The following is an 18,458-nucleotide window of genomic DNA, read 5'->3' as shown; positions in this document are numbered from 1 at the left end:
CTACTCTATTTTTTTTAAAAGGTCAATTGAGAAGTTGTATTGTGAAAACTGTCACAATCATTTATAATTTGAGGAGACATTGAAAGAAAAGGGAGAATATTTATGCGAAAATTAGTCTTATTAGGTGGTGGATACGGTAATATGCGCGTATTATTACGCCTATTGCCAAATAATTTACCGGATGATGTAGAAATAACATTAATAGATCGTACGCCATTTCATAGCTTAAAAACAGAATTCTATGCTTTAGCAGCAGGAACTTCATCTGACCAAAATATAAGAGTTGCTTTTCCAGACAGTAACAAACTAAATATTGTTTATGGGGAAGTTGAGAAAATCGATGTAGAAAACAAGCAAGTGATTCTACAAGGCGAACAAACTGTTCCTTACAATGATTTAGTCATAGGGTTAGGCTGTGAGGATAAATATCATAACGTTCCGGGTGCAGAGGAATTCACTTATAGTATTCAAACAATAGGGCGTTCAAGAGACACTTATAATAAAATCGGTGGACTTCCAGCTGGATCTATAGTAGGTATTGTTGGAGCAGGCTTAAGCGGAATCGAGCTTGCAAGTGAACTTCGCGAAAGCAGACCGGACCTTAAGATTAAATTATTTGATCGTAGTCCTCGTGTATTACGAGATTTTCCAGAGCGCTTAAGTAATTTTGTACAAAAATGGTTTGATACAAATGAAGTTGACGTTATTAGCAACTCGAATATAACGAAGGTGGAGCCAAATAAATTATACAATCATGATGAAATAATCCCTGTGGATGTAGTAGTATGGACTGCTGGTATTCAGCCTGCAGCACCAGTACGAGCTTTACCAGGTGAAAAAGATAAGACAGGACGCATTATTCTAACTCAATATCATGATTTACCAAGCTATGAGAATGTATTTGTAGTGGGAGATTGCGCTTCCTTACCTTTTGCACCAAGTGCTCAGCTTGCAGAAGAACAGGCAGAACAAATAGTTAAGGTTCTACAAGCACGCTGGAAGGGTCAGCCGCTTCCAGAGAAAATGCCAGAGATTAAACTAAAAGGCTTCATGGGATCATTAGGGAAAAAACAAGGATTTGCCTATTTGGCAGATATCTCAGTTACTGGTCGCATTGCGAGATTAATGAAGTCAGGCTTACTATGGATGTATAAACGACATAACGGTTAAAATAAAAAGCTTAGGAACGTAAAGAATACGTTACTAAGCTTTTTGCGATTATTTAGTTTGCTATATACCCATACTTTTCAAGAGCCGAAAATACTGGCTTTAATTGAATATATCCTTCACCTATTACTTCCTCGTTAATCATGATTAGTGGATAAAAAAACTCATCATTGGCAATTTGATTGGCAATCGATTGTTGTTTTTCATCTTCTAGAGGCTGCTCTATATCAATATATGAAAATGTTATTTGATGTTCTGGAAATTTTCTGCTGATAGCGGCTTCTAACCATTCGTATGTGTCCTTTGAAGAAGGTGCATTCACACAGCTTGCACATACTATATCGGCACCGTAAACTTCTACAGTGAGCTTTTCTTGTGCCATAATTTACTTGTCCCCTTTATCTGTTTAATCCTTATCCCCTACACATTACATTATAAAGGGGTTACTGAAAAGCTGTCAAAAGGTCCACACCTCTTCATTTTAATAGGAGGCTTCATGAGCAAAGTCAGGACTGGATTAATTTACTAGCCCAATAAGGAGCGATAGGGATATACGATACTTCTTCTCTTATTCTATCTGCCACCTAATGAGACGTACTCCAATTGGTTATCCTTGTCGTAATGGAACACGACGAGACTGTTGCTGTCGTGCTGCGGGTTATACATGTAATAGCTTATCTCGGTCATGTCATCAAATTTGTTGAAGAAACCGATGTGTTTCGACTGCTTGGCCAGTTCGACCTCGAACGGTAGATTACCCTCTGGTTCCATGAGGTGTATCGCATTGTTCTTTACTTCGAACTTGACCGGGAACTCGGCTTTTAGCGTTTCGAAATCCTCAGCTGCAAGTAGATCCATGAAGCGCCTCGACGTTCTATCGGTTTCCTGAAGGAATCCGTTGTAGTCAGCTCTGTCCTCACTTAGTTTATCTTTCAGTTCTAGATTCTCTTTTTCCAGCGCTTCGATTTTTTTCTCGTGATCCGCAAGGTCTTTTTCATTTGAACAACCGACCATCATGATTGAAATGAGCGTCAACGATAGTAATTTTTTCAATTAATTAGCCTCCTGCTATGTCATTAAGTGACATTTTATACCAAAATACAAAATTGTACAATTTTTCTAAAATAAGTGTTGTGAAGATAGTAACAAAAGTTAATAAAAATGGCATAAATTAATGTCCTTTTTTACTAAAAGATATGACATATGCTTATTTTGAGATGTTCAAAACTACCTGGAGCCATTCTATGAATGTCATGCAGAAATCACAGTATGTAATATTCATTCATCTTTGGGCAGACTATTTACCGTAGATGTTTTACGGGAAGTAAACACTTCCATTTAATCAGCAATTATTCTATAATGATTGTAGTGAAAGGAGTCGATCTATATGACTGATACAATTAATGAACAAGTTCAAGAAGTTTTAGATAAATTGCGCCCATTCTTACTACGAGACGGTGGGGACTGCGAGCTTGTTGACGTTGAAGACGGCATTGTAAAACTACGACTTTTAGGAGCATGCGGAAGCTGCCCAAGTTCTACGATCACTTTAAAAGCTGGTATAGAACGCGCTTTACTAGAGGAAGTACCTGGTATCGTAGAAGTAGAACAAGTATTTTAATCCAAAAAAATATGAAAAAAGAAGCCTAACTGGCTTCTTTTTCTTTATGTACGCATTTCCTGCCAGCGTTCCTTGGCCATCTCAATAAGTGAAGGTTCAATAGAAGAGCTTTGTTTTTCTAAGATCATCGAAAAATAGCGTGTAGCTAAATCTCTTGCCCCAACTCGTCTAGACAGCTCTGCTATCATGTAAAGAACTCGTATCTCAGACATTTGAGTTCCGCTATAATCCTCCCTAGAATACGAATCGATATAGCGATCTCTTGCTATTTCTAGAAATCTTTTTTCCTCATCTTTTTGTCCTAATATACGGTAGAGCCAAGCTACTCGCAATGCTAAGCCGGCTATGGATACAAACTTTTCCTTCTTTAAAGATGCACATAAAATTCCTAACTTATAAGCAGTGATCCCTTCTTGAATCGTTCTTTCACCGCCGTACGAACGTGATGTCCATTGTTTAGTTATGTTCTCCTTAATTGCGTCTTTTACACTTGGAGCAAAATATTTTGTGAAATCATCTGTAAACGAAAAGCCACAGTGCTCACATACAAATACATTATAAAGTAATGGATTGATCTCTTTATTTTGGTAGATTGGTTGAAAATCTGTATCATGGGTTTCTAGCTTTATATATTTCGAACGAATCTTAGTTGACTTAAATTTATTTTTACAGTGTAAGCATACTACCTCTTTTTGATAATACGGAAGTATTTCCATTACTTTTTCCCCTTAGAAGCCTATTATTTCTTCTATTATACTGTAAAAATATGTAGAAAGCGATGCGAGTTTCGAGTAGTTTTCCTTGTATAGATAGTGAAAACATTGATATTATATATACATAAGGAAGGAATGTGATCTAGATGACAGAAGTAGTTAATTTGTCTGAAGCGGCAGCTTACCGCGTTAAAGAGATGATGGTCCACAATGAGGAGGAAGGTTCACTTCTACGTGTTTCCGTTAACGGTGGTGGATGTAGCGGCCTTTCCTATGGTATGGGATTTGAAAAAGAGAAAAATCAAGATGACTTAGTTTTGCATCAGCATGGACTAGACATCATTGTTTCCAAGGAAGATGCATCTATACTTACTGGAACGGTCATCGATTATAAAGAGTCGTTGATGGGTGGAGGCTTTACGATTGATAACCCGAATGCAATTGCTTCCTGTGGTTGTGGTTCATCGTTTAGAACTGCTAAAAAAGAAGGCACACCTGAAAGCTGTTAAATAAATGAAAGAACATTTTCTTGCATTAGAAAATGTTCTTTTTTATAAATAAAAAAGCATATACGCTCTTAAAAGGAGAAAGCTAAAAGGACTGAATAGTTTCCTTATTGCATGTTAGTTAAACTTGCATTTGAACTTTTTAATAAATACTAACAATTATCTGTATATTCCTACCTTTAGAATGTTGTTAAATAGTGTTGAAATCCTATTCTAAAAGGTCTAAAATAGGTATAGTGTGAAATTTGTCGGAAAAATGACAAGCTAAAAACGAATGAACGAGATTTATGTATTATTCGGTTGTTATAAAAAATAAAAAAAGGTGGTTGCGATCTTCGTGAAAAGACCAACAGTTCTAGTATTAGGAGCAGGTTACGGTGGATTATCTACTGTAGTAAACCTTCAAAAATTAGTAGGTACAGATGAAGCAGATATAATTTTAATAAATAAAAACGATTATCATTACGAATCAACTTGGTTACATGAGGCTTCGGCTGGTACGTTAAGTCCAGATCAAGTACGTTACGATATTAAAGACGTTATCAATAAAGGAAAAGTTCAATTCGTAAAAGCTACAGTTGAAGGAATTGATGTAAACTCTAAAAAAGTAGCAACAAGTGCTGGGGAATACACATATGATTACCTTGTAATTGGATTAGGCTTTGAAGGAGAAACATTTGGAATTACAGGTTTAGATAAATATGCTTTATCTATTGCAAACGTAAATGCAGCTCGTCAAATCCGTGACCATATCGAGTACCAATTTGCTACATGGTCTACAGAAGAAACAAGAGATGATGCTCGTTTAACAATCGTTGTAGGTGGGGCTGGATTCTCTGGTATCGAATTCTTAGGAGAGTTAGGGAATCGTATTCCTGAGCTTTGTGCGGAATATGATGTTCCAAAAGAAAAAGTACGCGTTGTTTGTGTTGAAGCAGCACCTATGGTTTTACCAGGATTCGATCCTGAGCTAGTTGAATATGCTGTTCGCCAACTAGAAGCAAAAGGAATTGAATTCTCTATTGGAACACCAGTAGTAGAAGCAACTCCTGAAGGCGTTAAGATTAAAAAAGGTGAAGAAGAATTTGAATTCATCAAAGCTGGTACGGTAGTTTGGGCAGCTGGTGTCCGCGGAAACCGTTTAATCGAAACTTCTGGCATCGAAAACATGCGTGCTCGTGTTAAAGTTGAAAAAGATATGCGTGCTCCTGGTTTCCCAGACGTATTTATCGTTGGAGACTGTGCATTGATGATCAACGAAGCAATTAATCGTCCATACCCACCAACAGCTCAAATTGCAATGCAACAAGCTGTAACAGTAGCTCAAAATATCGTAGCTCTTATGAAGGGTGAAAATACGAAGGAATTCGTTCCTGAGCTTAAAGGAACAGTATGTTCTTTAGGTGAGCATGATGCAATTGGTGACGTAATGGGTAGAAAACTTACTGGTACAAAAGCTTCTATTATGAAAAAGGTTATTGATAACCGTGCTCTTTACATGATCGGTGGAGTTCCATTAATGATCAAAAAAGGTAAATTCAAACTATAATATTAATATAACCAAATCTCCTACTGAATTATTCAGTAGGAGATTTTTTGTGGAGGAAAATACCAAAAAGTTTAGAGAAGCGCTTTTAGCTTAATCACATCCAATTATAATTAAATTAGTGGATAATAAAAGGCGTGCTAAGTTTAAGGTTAACTTTTAGTACCTTGTAATAAGGTTAAGGGGGTCGAAGTCAATGCAAACTAAACTAGTTTTAGATATTTCAATTTGCTTGATGCAATTAATAATTTTAACCAATATCGTTCTTTTTGAGGGACAGTGGAATGGAATTACGATGTGGTTATGCACAGCTATATTTGTTCTTTCTTCTGCTGTTTTTGGTTTTAATAGAACAAGAAAAAAAAGATAATTGAGATCCATTAAAAAATAATCGTAACAAGAACTTTCCCTTTAATTTTCTCCCCATTTTCTTGTCTTGAAGGAAATTGGCGCTTACACTTATCTTAAGGGAGTTGGTTTAATGTCTAGAGATAAAAGAGGTAGCGTATGGCTAGGAGTAGCTGGGTTAGTTTTAAATAGTAAAGGTGAATGGTTGGTTGTTAACAAGCGATACGGTGGGTTGGAAGGTAAATGGTCGCTTCCAGCTGGCTTTGTAAATGGCAATGAAACAGTTGACGAGGCTGTGCTCAGAGAGGTATTAGAGGAGACAGCGGTAAATTGTAGGGTCATCAATATGATCGGGTTTAGAAGTGGTGTATTGCAAGGAAAAATAAGTGATAATATGGCTATTTTTCTTCTCGAACCAACAACAGATGAGCCAATTATCCAGGTCCAGCTGTCAGAGCTTTACGAGGCAAAGTGGATTCATCCTACAGACTTATTGCTCGATCAGACAGCCTCCGTTATGTTACATGAGCTAGCAGCAGCTTCCTTAGAGGTGGGTTTTCCAACTATAGATGGTGTAGATCCAGGAGATATATTTGGTTATACGAGTTATAAATTATTCATAAAATAAAAGCTGAAACTAATACGGCATAAGTGGCTAGCCTAGCTTTTTATGCCGTATTAATATTATGTGTTAATTTCTTATATAATAGCTTACGTCATTACGCTCCCCCCATAAAAAGCATCCGCTAGATAAGCCAAAAATAATTTGCTGTATTAATAAAAGCATATAAACCCTAATATTCATTTTCAATTGTTCGGTTTTTTTCAAACAAAAAGGTAAACGTTTTAATTAATAATAAATTAAATAATTAGAATAATTTCATTATTTAGACACATTTATATAAAAAAGTAGAGGATGTTCATTTACAAATATATTAATACGTGATATATTATCTGAATATTATAAATAAATGAATGAGGAGGCGCTAAGAATGACTAAATTACAAGAAGTAACTTCAAAATCATGTCCGTATTGTAAAGGGGAAGGGTACTTTCAATTAAGGCTTGGAGGATCCGAAACATGCGGCTGTTGTCAGGGCACTGGCAAGAAATAATAATAAGGCTTTTTGACAAAAATGTGAAAAGAGATAACTGGATTGAATACCTGCCTCCGTTAAGGTAAACTATTTAAAGATGTAACGGAGGTTAATGACTATGAATTTTACAATTACACAGATGATTCTTTCAGTTCTAATATTTCTAGTAATGTTTTTTGGAATCGCCTTCCTATTAAATATGTTGCTTAGAATGTCTTGGTTTGTAGCTATTCTTTATCCACTTATAGTGATATTTATTATTGATGAGGTCGGCTTCTTTGATTACTTTACAAAACCGGGTTCTTCCTTCTCTGCTCTAGGAGAAAAATTCATGTCACTACATATGGCAGATATCGTTATTTTATCAAGTGGTTTTGTCGGTGCAATTCTAGCAGGAATTGTGATTAAAATGCTACGTAAAAGTGGATATCAGATGTTTTAGAAAGATGGCCTATCTAGGCTGTCTTTTTTTGTTATAGAGCCACTCTACTTAAATCTGTTTAACAAAAGATTTTTATAAATAAACATAAACAGTTTCCTAGTTATATGCAGAGGTTTCAGCTTTAGCGATATCCACTCTATTATTCCTTTGGAAAGCTACGAAGATCGTTATTCTCTTATCTATTGTGTGCTTCCTCTTATGAGGTTTATATTACTGAAGAACAAATAAGTTAAATGGGAGTGGGAAAATGTTATTATTATGGCAACTTTCATTATTTGTTTCAATTTTAACTTTATTAGTTGGTTTTGTTAAAAAGTCTTGGGTCTTCTTATTAATTAGTACGTTTACTTTTATACCGATAGCATATTATTTTTTAGGGGCGAATAATGCTTGGAAATATGTTGGTTTAACTCCTGTCATACTACTTGTTCTTACTATATCACTTTGGTTCATAAGTAAAAAAACGAGTTCAGTTAAATGATAAATCTATAAATAAAACCCTTTAAAAAAAGAAATCAAATAAAAATGAGCTGGGAGAAAATATCCCAGCTCATTTTAATTTAGGCTATGTTAAAGGTTAGGGTTGATTTATGATGCAAAGAAATCTTAGATCAGAGAGTAGAATTGATTTCCGCCCCAGCCGGACGCTTTCCTCGGGGTGAGCGATAAGCCATCACCCATCGCTTACGCGCGTGGTTGTGATGTCTTATCTGTCTCACTCATCCCGTAGGAGTCGCCGTCTGGCGCTCCAATCAATAAATGGGAACAGCTTTAGCATCGATAAAGCGCTTATAAACTTACTCGCATAAATAAAGTAGAAAAACTGTCAACAACCCCAATTCATCAACTATTTAAGTTCTTAATAGCCATTTGACTTTTTATAATGTTTACAGTCACTATAAAAAAGAATTGTTAGTCAAAATCAACCGATAACTTTAACAAAGCTTTAATTTATTCAACCTTCACCTTGATAGCCTTATAAAATAACCGTATAAATAACGATGGATATTAAAATACCGGTTAATGCCCCCATAAAAACTTCAATAGGCTTATGTCCAAGTAAAGTTTTTAGTTCTTCTAGCTTTTCCTCGCTCTTCTTGTGTCCCCAATCCTTTGTTTGATTAACAAAAGTTTGAAAATCTACACGCATCTGATTGATAATGATGGCTTGCTGACCGGCTTGAAATCTAACACCTGTTGCATCAAACATCACTATAACTGCGAACACTGTAGCAACTGCGAAAAGGGTAGAGTCTAACCCCGTTTCAAAAGCAATAGCTGTACACAATGACGTTACAGCAGCCGAATGAGAGCTTGGCATTCCACCTGTAGAAGTGAATAATTTCCAATCTATCTTTTTAGTGACCAGAAAATGTATTGGTATTTTCACGAACTGGGCAAAGAAGATGGAGAAAAGAGCAGCTAATAGTGGAGTATTTTGGAGAATTGCCACAGCAGACACCGCCTTCCTTGTAAAACTTTGTTACTTTTAGTATAACATATTCTCACTATTCGAAAAATCATTCTCGTTGCTATATAATAAGAATGTATCCAAATTATGTAGGGGGAAAAATGATGATTATTAGCACTAACAATGTAACATTCGAAGAAGTACAATCCGAAACACTAGTGGTAGGAATTCCTAAGCATCCTGAAAATACAGAGAAATGGGATGCATTATTAAATGTGTATGGAAATCACATTCTTGATTGGGTAAAAAGTGGTGACATATCATCAGACTCGAAAAAAATAGTTAAAGTCCCAATAGCAGGTCAAGAAACTGTTAAAAGAATATTATTTGTAGGGCTTGGAGACCGTAAAAAGTTAACACAAGAAAATATTCGAGAAGCATTTGGTTTAGTAGGGAAAGAGCTACTTTCTAGCAAGCCTGAATCCCTTGCAGTGTGGGTTCCATCATTTACCTCTGAGAGCGCTACAGAAGCTGATGTAGCTTATTTAGCTGGTGAGGGGATTGGTATGGGAGCTTTTGTTTATGAGGGCTATAAAACAACCTCTAACGTGCCGGATTATTATTTACCAGCTATCGAGCTTTTAACAGATACTGACTTAGAAGAAGCTGCAACTTACTTTGAAGTAGGAAGTATTTATGCGGATGCTGTTAATGAAGCTAGAATTTTAGTGAATACACCAGGGAACGTGCTGACTTCTACACAACTAGGAGAGTATGCTAGGGAGCTTGGTGAGACATATGGCTTTGAAACAGAAATATTAGGTAAAAAAGAAATAGAAGAGCTTGGCATGGGAGCTTTATTGGCTGTAAACCAAGGGTCAGTTGAAGAACCACGTTTAATCGCTTTGAAATATCAAGCTACAGATAACTGGGATGATGTGGTAGCACTTGTAGGGAAAGGAATTACTTTCGATACAGGAGGTTACTCTATTAAAACAAAAACTGGTATCGTTGGTATGAAAGGCGATATGGGTGGAGCAGCAGCAGTTTTAGGTGCTATGCAAATTATTGGTGAGCTTCGCCCTAATAAAAACGTTATAGCTGTAATTGCTTCAACGGACAATATGATTTCTGGAAATGCATTTAAGCCGGATGATGTTATTACTTCTATGAGCGGAAAAACGATTGAAATTCTTAATACAGATGCAGAGGGACGTTTAGTTCTTGCAGATGCGGTAACATATGCAAAACAGCAAGGTGCTAATTACATTGTCGATGTGGCTACTTTAACAGGTGGAGTAATCACCGCATTAGGATTTGACAAAACTGGAGCACTAACAAATAATGAAGAATTTTTTGAAACCTTTATGGAATCCTCTTTGGAAACAGGAGAATTTGTATGGAGACTTCCGTTAACTGAAAATGATAAGAAACGCATTCGTAAAAGTGACGTCGCAGATCTAAACAATTCCCCTGGAGGAGATGGCCATATGATTTTCGGTGGTGGTTTCGTAGGAGAATTTGTAGAAGATACACCATGGATTCACTTAGATATCGCAGGTACGTCCGATGCAAAAGCAGCATATGACTTTGGACCAAAAGGCGGTACTGGTGTAATGGTTCGTACTTTAGCAACGCTTATTGAAAGAATGGCAGACGAAGAGTAGGATAAACGCACAGGACACTTATCCCACATAGCATACACTGTGTTGAAAGGAGGGACATTATGGTTAGATATCAACGCGGTGGTTATGGGGGAAGAGGTCCAGGAGGTCCTAGGGGTCCAGGTGGCCCTGGAGGATTTGGAGGTTACGGAGGATTTGGTGGTGGCTTTGGTGGATTTGGAGCTCCGCTATTAGGAGGCTTTGTAGGAGGACTTTTAGGTTCTTCTATTATTGGATTTGGTGCAAGACAACCATATCCATATCAACCTTATCCATACCAGCCTTATCCTTACTATGGTTCACCATATTCCCCGTACTATTAACTAGTATAAAAAAGCTTTTGCAATTCGTGGAGGATCACGTTTTGCAGAAGCTTTTTTTAGTTGAAACTATTTCCAGCCCCTGGATTATAGTAAAAAAATGAGTGATTGTCGAAAAGTAGAGCACGATTGTAGTAAAGGAGTGCTGAATTGTCGTAATCCATGCACTGGAGGGACATCCAACTCCTCGATGGTAGAAAACTGGCTCTAAATTCAAGGGAGGATACTTTAGCCTTAAAAAAAGAGTAGGGAAAGTCATATGAATTTCCCTACTCTTTTAGCTAATTAGCTTTTACCTTCATATTCTTTCTTTTCTCTTCGACAACTTCTTCTAAGTCATCTCGTACTGTAAGGTCACAGCATTCCACACCAGAATAATACGCAGCTCTTCCCATCATATGACCACCGACAGGGCCAGTAATGAAGAGAAATAATATACCAAGTAAAATTCGAGAATTAAATGTGCCCTCGATTAACCAGAAGTGAAGGAACACTCCTATTAAGATGCTCATTACACCGAGCGTTGCACTTTTGGAAGCGGCATGAGCTCTTGTGTAGACATCAGGTAACCGAAACAGGCCTATTGCAGTGACCAGGATAAAAATAGTTCCAAAGGATATAGTACCTACGATAAGAATATTAGCTATTACGGTCACGTTGAATGATCTCTCCCTTCTCCGTGAACTTAGAAAACGCTATTGTTCCAATAAAGGAAAGAACGGCCAATAAGAGGATGACCTCTAAAAAGAATGGAGTGTCAAATAAAATCGAAATCAGACCTATTAATGAGATTAGGCCGACTCCAATGGCATCTAAGGCAATAACCCGGTCTGGAGTAGTAGGCCCCTTTACAAGACGATATATGAAGCCTAGTAAAGCAGCACTGATAAGCACAACAATTACCCATAAAAAAGTTATCATGATCTACTCACCTCCAAAATTGCTTTCTCAAAAGTATCGCGTATGGAGTTTACTGCTTCGTCAATATCGCTAAAATCGATAGAATGGATATATAACGTTTTGTTGTCATCAGAAACATCGATAACTACTGTACCAGGTGTTAATGTTATAAGACTAGACAGCAAGGTTATTTCCCAGTCTTCAGTCAATACCGTTTCTAGGGCAAAGATTGCCGGACGTATTGGCATTTCTGGCTTCACGATTAATTTTAATACAGAGAAGTTTGATAAAATTAGCTCCTTTAAAAATAAGAATGCTAATTTTATCACAGCCAATACCCGATCCATATAGAATCGTGACTTAAAGGATTTTCGAAGCATGAAAAGCATTACCAAACCGAGCAGATATCCTACTATAAAAGTAGTAGGTTTAAATGATATGGATAGAAACATCCACGTAAGGGCTATAAATACATTTAACAAAATTTGAAAAGCCATTATTTCACCCCTTCAAAGACAGCATCAACATATAAGGAAGGATCTAATAACACATTGGATGCATCAGTCATAAGTGGCACTAAGAATTCAGCTCCAACACCATAAAAAACAGTAACGGCAACTAGAGCTATTGTTGGAACTAATAAACGCTTATAGGATATAGCGTCCAAGTAAGAGGATTCCCCTTTTGGCTCACCCCAGAATGCATAAATGAAAATACGTATCGCGGAAAGTAAAACGATGAGACTGGAAAGTAAAATAAAAATACTTTGCCATAATAATTCTCCTTCGAAGCCACCTTGAACGATTAACATCTTACCAATAAAGCCGCTTAACGGAGGAATTCCAGCTAAACCAAATGCTGCAATCAAATAACTCCAAGCGAGAAGTGGATATTTCTTCATCAATCCACCCATTTTTCGTAAATTGGACGTGCCTGTAATTTTAATAACGATTCCAATCAGTAGGAACAGAGCACCTTTTATCAATATATCATGGATCAAATAAAAGACAGAACCAATCATTCCATTTTCGTTCATAATAGAGGCGCCAAATAGGATTACTCCGACTGCAATGACGATATTATAAATAATAATTTGCTTTAAATCAAAGTAAGCAAGTGCACCTATACATCCAACGATGATTGTAACAATCGAGAGTATCATGAGCAGTTCATGAGTGAATCCAACATCTGTTGTAAAGAACAAAGTGTAGGTACGCATGATAGCATACACGCCGACTTTAGTAAGCAATGCGCCAAACAAAGCTAGTACAGGAACTGGTGGTGCTGCATATGAGCCTGGTAGCCAGAAGTAAAGAGGGAAGATGCCGCCCTTTATCCCGAACACTATTAAGAATAAAACAGCGATTACTGTTACGATTCCTACCTCACCATGCTCGGCCAATTTAACGGAAATATCAGCCATGTTTAATGTCCCAACTACAGAATATAAGTATCCAACTGCAATAACGAATAAGGATGAAGAGACAATATTGACTATTATGTATTTAATAGATTCTTTTAATTGTGTTTTTTCTCCACCCAATACGATTAGTACATATGAAGCCATTAATAATACTTCAAAAAATACAAAAAGGTTAAAAATATCACCTGTTGTAAATGCTCCGTTTATACCTGTTAGCATAAATAGAATAGCTGGATAGTAAAACGACTTTTCTCTAGCTTCATCTATGTAAGTAAAGCTATACCATACAACAAATAAAGTGATGACAAGAGAAGAGGTTACTAAAAGAGCTGAAAACATATCTGAAACCATTGTAATCCCAAATGGTGGAGCCCAGCTACCTAAAGTAAGGGTTTGTACACCATCTGTTTTTACTTTAAAAAGTAAGGTAAAGGCCGATACTAGTGCCGCCAGCAATCCAACAATAGTGACAATTCGCTGTGCTTTTATTCTTTTAGGGAAAAATAAAAGAATTGTCGCAAACAAGAAAGGGATGAGGACTGGGAATAATAGTAGGTTAATCATTGTCTTCAGTTCCTTTCATAAGTTCCATATTGTCTGTTCCCACTTCTTTATACGTTCTATAGGCTAAAACAAGTGAGAATGCTGTAACACCGAAAGCTATTACAATAGCCGTTAATATTAAGGCTTGCGGAAGTGGATCAGCATAGTCGGTTACTCCATCAGCTAAGACCGGAGCAGATTTTCCTCCAAGGCCTCCCATTGTTAAAAGAAGCAAATGGGTTCCATGGCTCAGTAAGCCTGTTCCAATAATAATCCGAATTAAGCTCCGGGAGAGGATTAAATAGACTGCAGCCATAAATAGAAAGCCGATTAAAATGGACATCATAATTTCCATTATTCATCTCCTCCTATCATTTGAATAATTGTCATGGTAACACCCACAACTACTAAATATACTCCGGTGTCAAAAAACATCGCAGTATGGATGGACGTTTTCCCTAGTAAGGGAAGATTAAAATAGTCATATACGTGGGTGAAGAAAGGTACGTTAAAAAAGATAGATCCTGCAGCAGTTGCTAAGGCGATAATAAGTCCTATTGCAGTTACCATCGTATAGTTTAAAGGCAACATATCCTGCACTGTTTTCAAGTCGAATGCCAGTAAAAGAAGGACAATTGCACTTGACATTAGCAAGCCCCCGACAAAGCCTCCACCAGGTGTATAGTGACCAGCAAAGAAGATATGGATAGAGAAAAGAAAGATGATAAAAAAGACTACTTTCGTCGTTGTCTGGATGATTAAATCATTTGTTTTCAACTTTATTTTCTCCTTTCTTTTTTGCCAGTCTTAGTGTGATCATACCTATTATTCCTAGAGAAGCTATAGTAAGAACTCCAATTTCAAACAATGTATCAAATCCTCGATAATCTACTAAAATTACGTTTACTATATTCCCGCCTCCTGCTTCGCTATAGACGGTTTCTTTATAGTACTCCGATATAGAAGGAACAAGTTTTTGAGAGTGTGCAGAAATAGCAATTAAGGAAACCATTACTCCAACACCTAGAGCTATGAGAAAGTTAGTTAAACGGAATTTACGATCTTCCTTACCTTTTTCGTACTTGTTTAATTTAGGTAGGTGGTAAAATGCTCCAAGGAATAATGCCACTGAAACTGTTTCAATTACTAGCTGAGTAAGCGCGAGGTCAGGTGCCTTGAAAATGATGAAAAACAATGCAACTGTATATCCTACAGCACCCAAAGCAATGATTGCGGTGAGTCTAGATTTAGTAATTAATATTGTAAGCGTTCCGATAATAATTAATAACGATAACAGTACTTCAAAAAACTTGATAGGTGCCAAGTTATCAAAGCTAATGACAAAGGCTTCCTTTATCCACAAAGTGCTTGCAAGTAAAATAATAATTGCTCCAAAAATATAGATTAAGTAGGAGCGTATGGAACCTCTCATGTATAAAGAGGACACTTGATTGGCACCACTCTCAAAAAGCATCATTAACCAATCATAAACGCCGTTCAATGTAACCTTGGCTGGCATCTTCGAGTAGGCAACGCTCCACTTAGGGAGTGTTCTGTATAAAAGATAGCCGACAAGGAATATCCCTAACGTCATATATAACGCAGGCGAATCAAATCCATGCCACGCTTTTATTTTGAATCCTACGTCAGAAGGTAGAGCATAGGTGCTCGGTTGAATAGCTGCTACCGCAGGCTTAATAAATGTATTTCCAAAGAAATTTGGGATGAAAAATATCACGATTACAAGTGTTGCTAATATTCCAGGGGAAATAAGCATTCCGATAGGAGCCTCATGCGCTTTTTTCGGCAGCAACTCAGGTGTATGCTTTCCGCGGAACGTGTGTAGGACAAAGTACAGGCTGTAAACGAATGTGAAGACACTTGCAATCCAAGCAACGACTGGTATCAATATCCACCAAGTATCTATTGAATATAGACCAACATGCTGTAACGACAGGGTCGCATCTAAAAACATTTCCTTACTCAAAAATCCATTGAATAGGGGAATTCCGGCCATAGAAAGACTACCAATCATTGCAATCGTAAAGCTAATTGGCATTAGACTCATTAGCCCTCCAAGCTTACGAATATCACGTGTGCCGGTTTCATGATCTACAATTCCAGCAATCATAAAGAGACTTCCTTTAAAGGTTGCATGATTGAGCAGATGGAAGATGGCAGCAAATGTAGCAAATGTGTATGTCGTTACTAAATCACCTGTAACGTGATAAGCAATAGAGCCAATTCCTAGTAATGACATGATTAATCCAAGCTGACTTACTGTAGAAAAAGCCAAAATTGCTTTTAAGTCAGTCTGTTTAACTGCAAAGAACGATCCCCAGAATAGTGTGAGTATACCGACACCAGTAACTAACCATACCCAAACCTCAGAAAGTGCGAAAATAGGAGTAAGTCGTGCAACTAAATATAATCCTGCTTTAACCATAGTTGCTGAGTGTAGATAGGCACTGACAGGTGTTGGTGCTTCCATAGCATCTGGAAGCCAAACATAAAAAGGGAATTGAGCAGATTTTGTAAATGCGCCAAGCAATATTAGCACTAACGCCCAGACGAATAGATCATGCTCGGCAATAGTAGCTGCTTGTAAGATGAGTTCCCTAATAGAGAAAGTCTCACCCATAATGCCTAGCAGTAAGAAGCCACCTAGCATCATCAATCCACCAAATACAGTAATTATCATCGATTTCAATGCACCAAAGCGAGAACGATCGCGAGTATACCAGTAGCCAATGAGTAAGAATGATGAAATTGAAGTTAGCTCCCAGAAAAAATAGAGGCCAATTAAGTGGTCAGATTGGACAACGCCAAGCATAGCCGTCATAAACATTAATAAGTATACGTAAAAATTTCCTAGATTCTCTTTATCCTTATCTAAATAAAAGATAGAGTAGAGAACCACGAGGGATCCTATCCCAGTTATTAATAAAGAAAATAGTAAGCTAAGGCCATCTATGTACGAGACTAATGAAATATCGAGTGATGGAATCCAAGGCATTTCTTCTGAAAAAGTTTTTCCATCCATTACGGAAGGGATATACAATGCATATAAAACTACTAAAATTAAAGGTGCGATTAGTACAAACCATCCAGTATGGATTCTTTTTGCTTTTTTATACAATAAAGGGATAAAAACAGCCAAAATAATAGGCAAGAATATTGCAAAAATCATGGACATGAGAATCCTCCTTCCAACAATATATTTATGTATATGAATAAAATTATACTCCAAATATGATGTGTTTGCATGGCTTATTACTTCCTTCCTATATATAAGCAACCGTATTTTATAAGCGTAAATAATGTGAGATAACTAAAATGGAAGACGGAAGAAAAAATTGAGATTCTTTTAGTAAATATTTGTTGTTTCTCTTCTAGATTGCTCGTGTTTTTTTATGGAAATTTAGATAGGCTCTTGCGAAAGGGGAATACCATCCGATATCATACTAAGTATCAGAATTTCCTATAGATTAGAGGAGCAACAATGAAAAACCCTTATGTGTTTGGCTTTCTTCCGTTAATTACGATCATTTTGTTTAGTTTAACCTTTTCTACCTACACTATGTTTAAAGCAATTGAATTGTTTAAGGTTATTGGTGTGTACAGTGGAATGAAAGAGTTTCTTACTGATTTTGAGATAAAGCTGTTCGTTCTAATTGTATTTGCCCTTATATACTTCATGCTTTTTTCCGCCCTAAAATTAATTGCAGAGACTATTCATGAAATCGGAATGTTATTCTTTTCAAAGGATTATGAGGGGAAAACGATGGCGCAGGCCCGAGGGGGCTATGTCATTTTTCTAGGTGGAGCAATTATTTCCGCTGTCGGGTTTCAATCCATACAAATTCTTATGCTTATCTTTTTAGTTACAGCTTTCATTTATTTTATATATGTTGTATTTAAGCTAAGCAACTCAATGACACTCATTGGAACGTTGGGGCTAGTTATGTTTGAAATAATCGTGTGGAGTTTGTTTCTTGCGTTAGTTATTTATGTAATTATTAAACTTTATAATGGAATTATTGCAAGTCTGCCATTTTTATAATCGACAAATATTGCCTAGGAAATATTGAATGATGTGTCCATGTAATCTTTAAATAGATGTATCGCGAGGAGGCAAGGGGTTGGATACTGTATTTGATAAGATGAATATGCAAACAAAGAAAAAAATACAACAATCGTTCCTTTCCCTATTAAAGGGAAAAGAATTTACAAAGATATCGATAAAAGATATAACAGATAGTGCTTGTATAAACAGAGGAACTTTTTATTTACATTATCTTGATAAATACGACTTGCTCGAAAAAGTAGAAGAAGAGCTTTTGGAAGGGCTCCGATTACATATAGCATCTATAGATTCCAAGTATAAAGTGGAAATGGTGAAACAATTACAAGTTGCAGGCTTTTCCATGGAAGTATTCCGATATATCGAAATGCATGTGGACCAATTTATCGTTTTATTGTCCAAAAACAATACGTCTGGCTTTCATTTAAGACTAAAAAAATTCTTTGTAGAGCAATTCGAGGAAAATTATCAAACAACGGAAATGTCATCTATCGATCCAACCATTCCAACAGATTATTTGTCTGCATTTGCAGCTTCGGCCATATTAGGTCTCATAGAGCAATGGTTATCTCATACACATCGGGAAACACCAGAAGAGGTAGCTGTTTTATACTTGAAAATATTGAACTTCATAAAAAGTGTATAAAAAAAAGAGAAGCTCAACATTGGCTTC

General features: G+C 36.7%; 23 protein-coding genes. 12 read left to right on the top strand and 11 right to left on the bottom strand.

Annotated elements, in window-relative coordinates:
* The first annotated feature begins 102 nt into the window (after positions 1–102).
* Positions 103–1,170 carry an NAD(P)/FAD-dependent oxidoreductase gene (locus M3627_RS16480; protein ID WP_251556616.1) on the top strand — a complete coding sequence of 356 codons (1,068 nt, stop codon included), beginning with the start codon at positions 103–105 and terminating at the stop codon, positions 1,168–1,170.
* Positions 1,171–1,222: 52 nt separating this feature from the next.
* Here M3627_RS16480 and M3627_RS16475 read toward each other — a convergent pair whose 3' ends face one another.
* Both M3627_RS16475 and M3627_RS16470 read right to left on the bottom strand, forming a co-directional pair.
* The gene (locus M3627_RS16475; RefSeq protein ID WP_169359649.1) at positions 1,223–1,549 is read right to left on the bottom strand and encodes a YuzD family protein; all 327 of its coding nucleotides are present in this window, start codon (positions 1,547–1,549) and stop codon (positions 1,223–1,225) included.
* A gap of 191 nt (positions 1,550–1,740) precedes the next feature.
* Complete coding sequence (locus M3627_RS16470) at positions 1,741–2,220, bottom strand: hypothetical protein (protein WP_251556614.1); 480 nt, start codon at positions 2,218–2,220, stop codon at positions 1,741–1,743.
* A gap of 334 nt (positions 2,221–2,554) precedes the next feature.
* Here M3627_RS16470 and M3627_RS16465 point away from each other — a divergent pair, with 334 nt between their 5' ends.
* Entirely contained in the window at positions 2,555–2,788 is a 234-nt protein-coding gene (locus M3627_RS16465; RefSeq protein WP_144538629.1) for a NifU family protein, read from the top strand.
* Between the two features lie 44 nt (positions 2,789–2,832).
* Here M3627_RS16465 and M3627_RS16460 read toward each other — a convergent pair whose 3' ends face one another.
* Positions 2,833–3,504 (bottom strand): DUF2225 domain-containing protein, encoded by a 672-nt coding sequence (locus tag M3627_RS16460; RefSeq protein WP_169359651.1) that lies wholly within the window; start codon positions 3,502–3,504, stop codon positions 2,833–2,835.
* Between the two features lie 143 nt (positions 3,505–3,647).
* Here M3627_RS16460 and M3627_RS16455 point away from each other — a divergent pair, with 143 nt between their 5' ends.
* The 6 genes from M3627_RS16455 (at position 3,648) to M3627_RS16430 (ending at position 7,440) form a co-directional block, all read left to right on the top strand.
* The gene (locus tag M3627_RS16455; protein ID WP_169359652.1) at positions 3,648–4,010 is read left to right on the top strand and encodes a HesB/IscA family protein; all 363 of its coding nucleotides are present in this window, start codon (positions 3,648–3,650) and stop codon (positions 4,008–4,010) included.
* A 334-nt stretch (positions 4,011–4,344) separates the two neighbouring features.
* Positions 4,345–5,556, top strand: a complete 1,212-nt coding sequence (locus M3627_RS16450; RefSeq protein ID WP_169359653.1) for an NAD(P)/FAD-dependent oxidoreductase — start codon at positions 4,345–4,347, stop codon at positions 5,554–5,556.
* A 193-nt stretch (positions 5,557–5,749) separates the two neighbouring features.
* A complete protein-coding gene (locus tag M3627_RS16445) occupies positions 5,750–5,923 on the top strand; it encodes a hypothetical protein (RefSeq protein ID WP_251556613.1) in 174 nt (57 codons plus the stop codon).
* A 111-nt stretch (positions 5,924–6,034) separates the two neighbouring features.
* Positions 6,035–6,529 carry an NUDIX domain-containing protein gene (locus M3627_RS16440; protein ID WP_169359655.1) on the top strand — a complete coding sequence of 165 codons (495 nt, stop codon included), beginning with the start codon at positions 6,035–6,037 and terminating at the stop codon, positions 6,527–6,529.
* A gap of 364 nt (positions 6,530–6,893) precedes the next feature.
* The gene (locus tag M3627_RS16435) at positions 6,894–7,016 is read left to right on the top strand and encodes a YuiA family protein (RefSeq protein ID WP_169359656.1); all 123 of its coding nucleotides are present in this window, start codon (positions 6,894–6,896) and stop codon (positions 7,014–7,016) included.
* Positions 7,017–7,110: 94 nt separating this feature from the next.
* On the top strand, positions 7,111–7,440 hold the full coding sequence (locus tag M3627_RS16430) for a YuiB family protein (protein WP_169359657.1): 330 nt from the start codon (positions 7,111–7,113) through the stop codon (positions 7,438–7,440).
* Between the two features lie 976 nt (positions 7,441–8,416).
* Here M3627_RS16430 and M3627_RS16425 read toward each other — a convergent pair.
* Positions 8,417–8,893: a divergent PAP2 family protein gene (locus tag M3627_RS16425; RefSeq protein WP_169359658.1), complete on the bottom strand. Its 477-nt coding sequence runs from the start codon at positions 8,891–8,893 to the stop codon at positions 8,417–8,419.
* Between the two features lie 122 nt (positions 8,894–9,015).
* On the opposite strand from M3627_RS16425, the gene M3627_RS16420 reads away from it, so the two are divergent.
* Positions 9,016–10,518 (top strand): leucyl aminopeptidase, encoded by a 1,503-nt coding sequence (locus tag M3627_RS16420; protein ID WP_251556612.1) that lies wholly within the window; start codon positions 9,016–9,018, stop codon positions 10,516–10,518.
* 59 nt (positions 10,519–10,577) lie between these two features.
* A complete protein-coding gene (locus M3627_RS16415; protein ID WP_169359659.1) occupies positions 10,578–10,838 on the top strand; it encodes a hypothetical protein in 261 nt (86 codons plus the stop codon).
* A gap of 278 nt (positions 10,839–11,116) precedes the next feature.
* On the opposite strand, the gene mnhG is transcribed toward M3627_RS16415, so the two are convergent.
* The 7 genes from mnhG to M3627_RS16380 are packed head-to-tail and all read right to left on the bottom strand — an operon-like array spanning position 11,117 to position 16,897.
* Positions 11,117–11,491: a monovalent cation/H(+) antiporter subunit G gene (gene mnhG / locus M3627_RS16410; RefSeq protein ID WP_169359660.1), complete on the bottom strand. Its 375-nt coding sequence runs from the start codon at positions 11,489–11,491 to the stop codon at positions 11,117–11,119.
* On the bottom strand, positions 11,475–11,756 hold the full coding sequence (locus M3627_RS16405) for a Na(+)/H(+) antiporter subunit F1 (protein WP_169359661.1): 282 nt from the start codon (positions 11,754–11,756) through the stop codon (positions 11,475–11,477). Before M3627_RS16405 ends, mnhG begins: the two co-directional genes overlap by 17 nt.
* Positions 11,753–12,232, bottom strand: coding sequence for a Na+/H+ antiporter subunit E (locus M3627_RS16400; RefSeq protein WP_169359662.1), 480 nt, complete (start codon positions 12,230–12,232; stop codon positions 11,753–11,755). Before M3627_RS16400 ends, M3627_RS16405 begins: the two co-directional genes overlap by 4 nt.
* Positions 12,232–13,722, bottom strand: a complete 1,491-nt coding sequence (locus M3627_RS16395) for a Na+/H+ antiporter subunit D (RefSeq protein ID WP_251556611.1) — start codon at positions 13,720–13,722, stop codon at positions 12,232–12,234. Before M3627_RS16395 ends, M3627_RS16400 begins: the two co-directional genes overlap by 1 nt.
* On the bottom strand, positions 13,715–14,056 hold the full coding sequence (locus M3627_RS16390) for a Na(+)/H(+) antiporter subunit C (protein ID WP_251556610.1): 342 nt from the start codon (positions 14,054–14,056) through the stop codon (positions 13,715–13,717). Before M3627_RS16390 ends, M3627_RS16395 begins: the two co-directional genes overlap by 8 nt.
* Positions 14,056–14,478, bottom strand: a complete 423-nt coding sequence (locus tag M3627_RS16385; protein WP_251556609.1) for a Na(+)/H(+) antiporter subunit B — start codon at positions 14,476–14,478, stop codon at positions 14,056–14,058. The genes M3627_RS16390 and M3627_RS16385 overlap by 1 nt, the downstream gene beginning before the upstream one ends.
* Entirely contained in the window at positions 14,465–16,897 is a 2,433-nt protein-coding gene (locus tag M3627_RS16380; RefSeq protein ID WP_251556608.1) for a Na+/H+ antiporter subunit A, read from the bottom strand. Before M3627_RS16380 ends, M3627_RS16385 begins: the two co-directional genes overlap by 14 nt.
* A 306-nt stretch (positions 16,898–17,203) precedes the next feature.
* On the opposite strand from M3627_RS16380, the gene M3627_RS16375 reads away from it, so the two are divergent.
* Both M3627_RS16375 and M3627_RS16370 read left to right on the top strand, forming a co-directional pair.
* On the top strand, positions 17,204–17,764 hold the full coding sequence (locus tag M3627_RS16375) for a DUF5366 family protein (RefSeq protein WP_251556606.1): 561 nt from the start codon (positions 17,204–17,206) through the stop codon (positions 17,762–17,764).
* Positions 17,765–17,843: 79 nt separating this feature from the next.
* Positions 17,844–18,431, top strand: a complete 588-nt coding sequence (locus M3627_RS16370; protein WP_169359668.1) for a TetR/AcrR family transcriptional regulator C-terminal domain-containing protein — start codon at positions 17,844–17,846, stop codon at positions 18,429–18,431.
* Positions 18,432–18,458 lie beyond the last annotated feature (27 nt).

The organism is Psychrobacillus sp. MER TA 171 (assembly GCF_023713305.1).
Lineage (GTDB): Bacteria > Bacillota > Bacilli > Bacillales_A > Planococcaceae > Psychrobacillus.
Note: the sequence above shows the minus strand (reverse complement) of the source record. Positions and strands in the feature narration are given on the sequence as shown.

Excerpts from the sequence above, each read along its gene's own strand:
- M3627_RS16440 (WP_169359655.1), top strand. The coding sequence starts at position 6,035 with ATGTCTAGAGATAAAAGAGGTAGCGTATGGCTAGGAGTAGCTGGGTTA.
- M3627_RS16460 (WP_169359651.1), bottom strand. The coding sequence starts at position 3,504 with ATGGAAATACTTCCGTATTATCAAAAAGAGGTAGTATGCTTACACTGT.
- M3627_RS16400 (WP_169359662.1), bottom strand. The coding sequence starts at position 12,232 with ATGGCTTTTCAAATTTTGTTAAATGTATTTATAGCCCTTACGTGGATG.
- M3627_RS16445 (WP_251556613.1), top strand. The coding sequence starts at position 5,750 with ATGCAAACTAAACTAGTTTTAGATATTTCAATTTGCTTGATGCAATTA.
- M3627_RS16480 (WP_251556616.1), top strand. The coding sequence starts at position 103 with ATGCGAAAATTAGTCTTATTAGGTGGTGGATACGGTAATATGCGCGTA.
- M3627_RS16395 (WP_251556611.1), bottom strand. The coding sequence starts at position 13,722 with ATGATTAACCTACTATTATTCCCAGTCCTCATCCCTTTCTTGTTTGCG.
- M3627_RS16375 (WP_251556606.1), top strand. The coding sequence starts at position 17,204 with ATGAAAAACCCTTATGTGTTTGGCTTTCTTCCGTTAATTACGATCATT.
- M3627_RS16390 (WP_251556610.1), bottom strand. The coding sequence starts at position 14,056 with ATGGAAATTATGATGTCCATTTTAATCGGCTTTCTATTTATGGCTGCA.
- M3627_RS16430 (WP_169359657.1), top strand. The coding sequence starts at position 7,111 with ATGACTATGAATTTTACAATTACACAGATGATTCTTTCAGTTCTAATA.
- M3627_RS16465 (WP_144538629.1), top strand. The coding sequence starts at position 2,555 with ATGACTGATACAATTAATGAACAAGTTCAAGAAGTTTTAGATAAATTG.
- M3627_RS16475 (WP_169359649.1), bottom strand. The coding sequence starts at position 1,549 with ATGGCACAAGAAAAGCTCACTGTAGAAGTTTACGGTGCCGATATAGTA.
- M3627_RS16405 (WP_169359661.1), bottom strand. The coding sequence starts at position 11,756 with ATGATAACTTTTTTATGGGTAATTGTTGTGCTTATCAGTGCTGCTTTA.
- M3627_RS16435 (WP_169359656.1), top strand. The coding sequence starts at position 6,894 with ATGACTAAATTACAAGAAGTAACTTCAAAATCATGTCCGTATTGTAAA.
- M3627_RS16420 (WP_251556612.1), top strand. The coding sequence starts at position 9,016 with ATGATTATTAGCACTAACAATGTAACATTCGAAGAAGTACAATCCGAA.
- M3627_RS16380 (WP_251556608.1), bottom strand. The coding sequence starts at position 16,897 with ATGTCCATGATTTTTGCAATATTCTTGCCTATTATTTTGGCTGTTTTT.
- M3627_RS16455 (WP_169359652.1), top strand. The coding sequence starts at position 3,648 with ATGACAGAAGTAGTTAATTTGTCTGAAGCGGCAGCTTACCGCGTTAAA.
- M3627_RS16415 (WP_169359659.1), top strand. The coding sequence starts at position 10,578 with ATGGTTAGATATCAACGCGGTGGTTATGGGGGAAGAGGTCCAGGAGGT.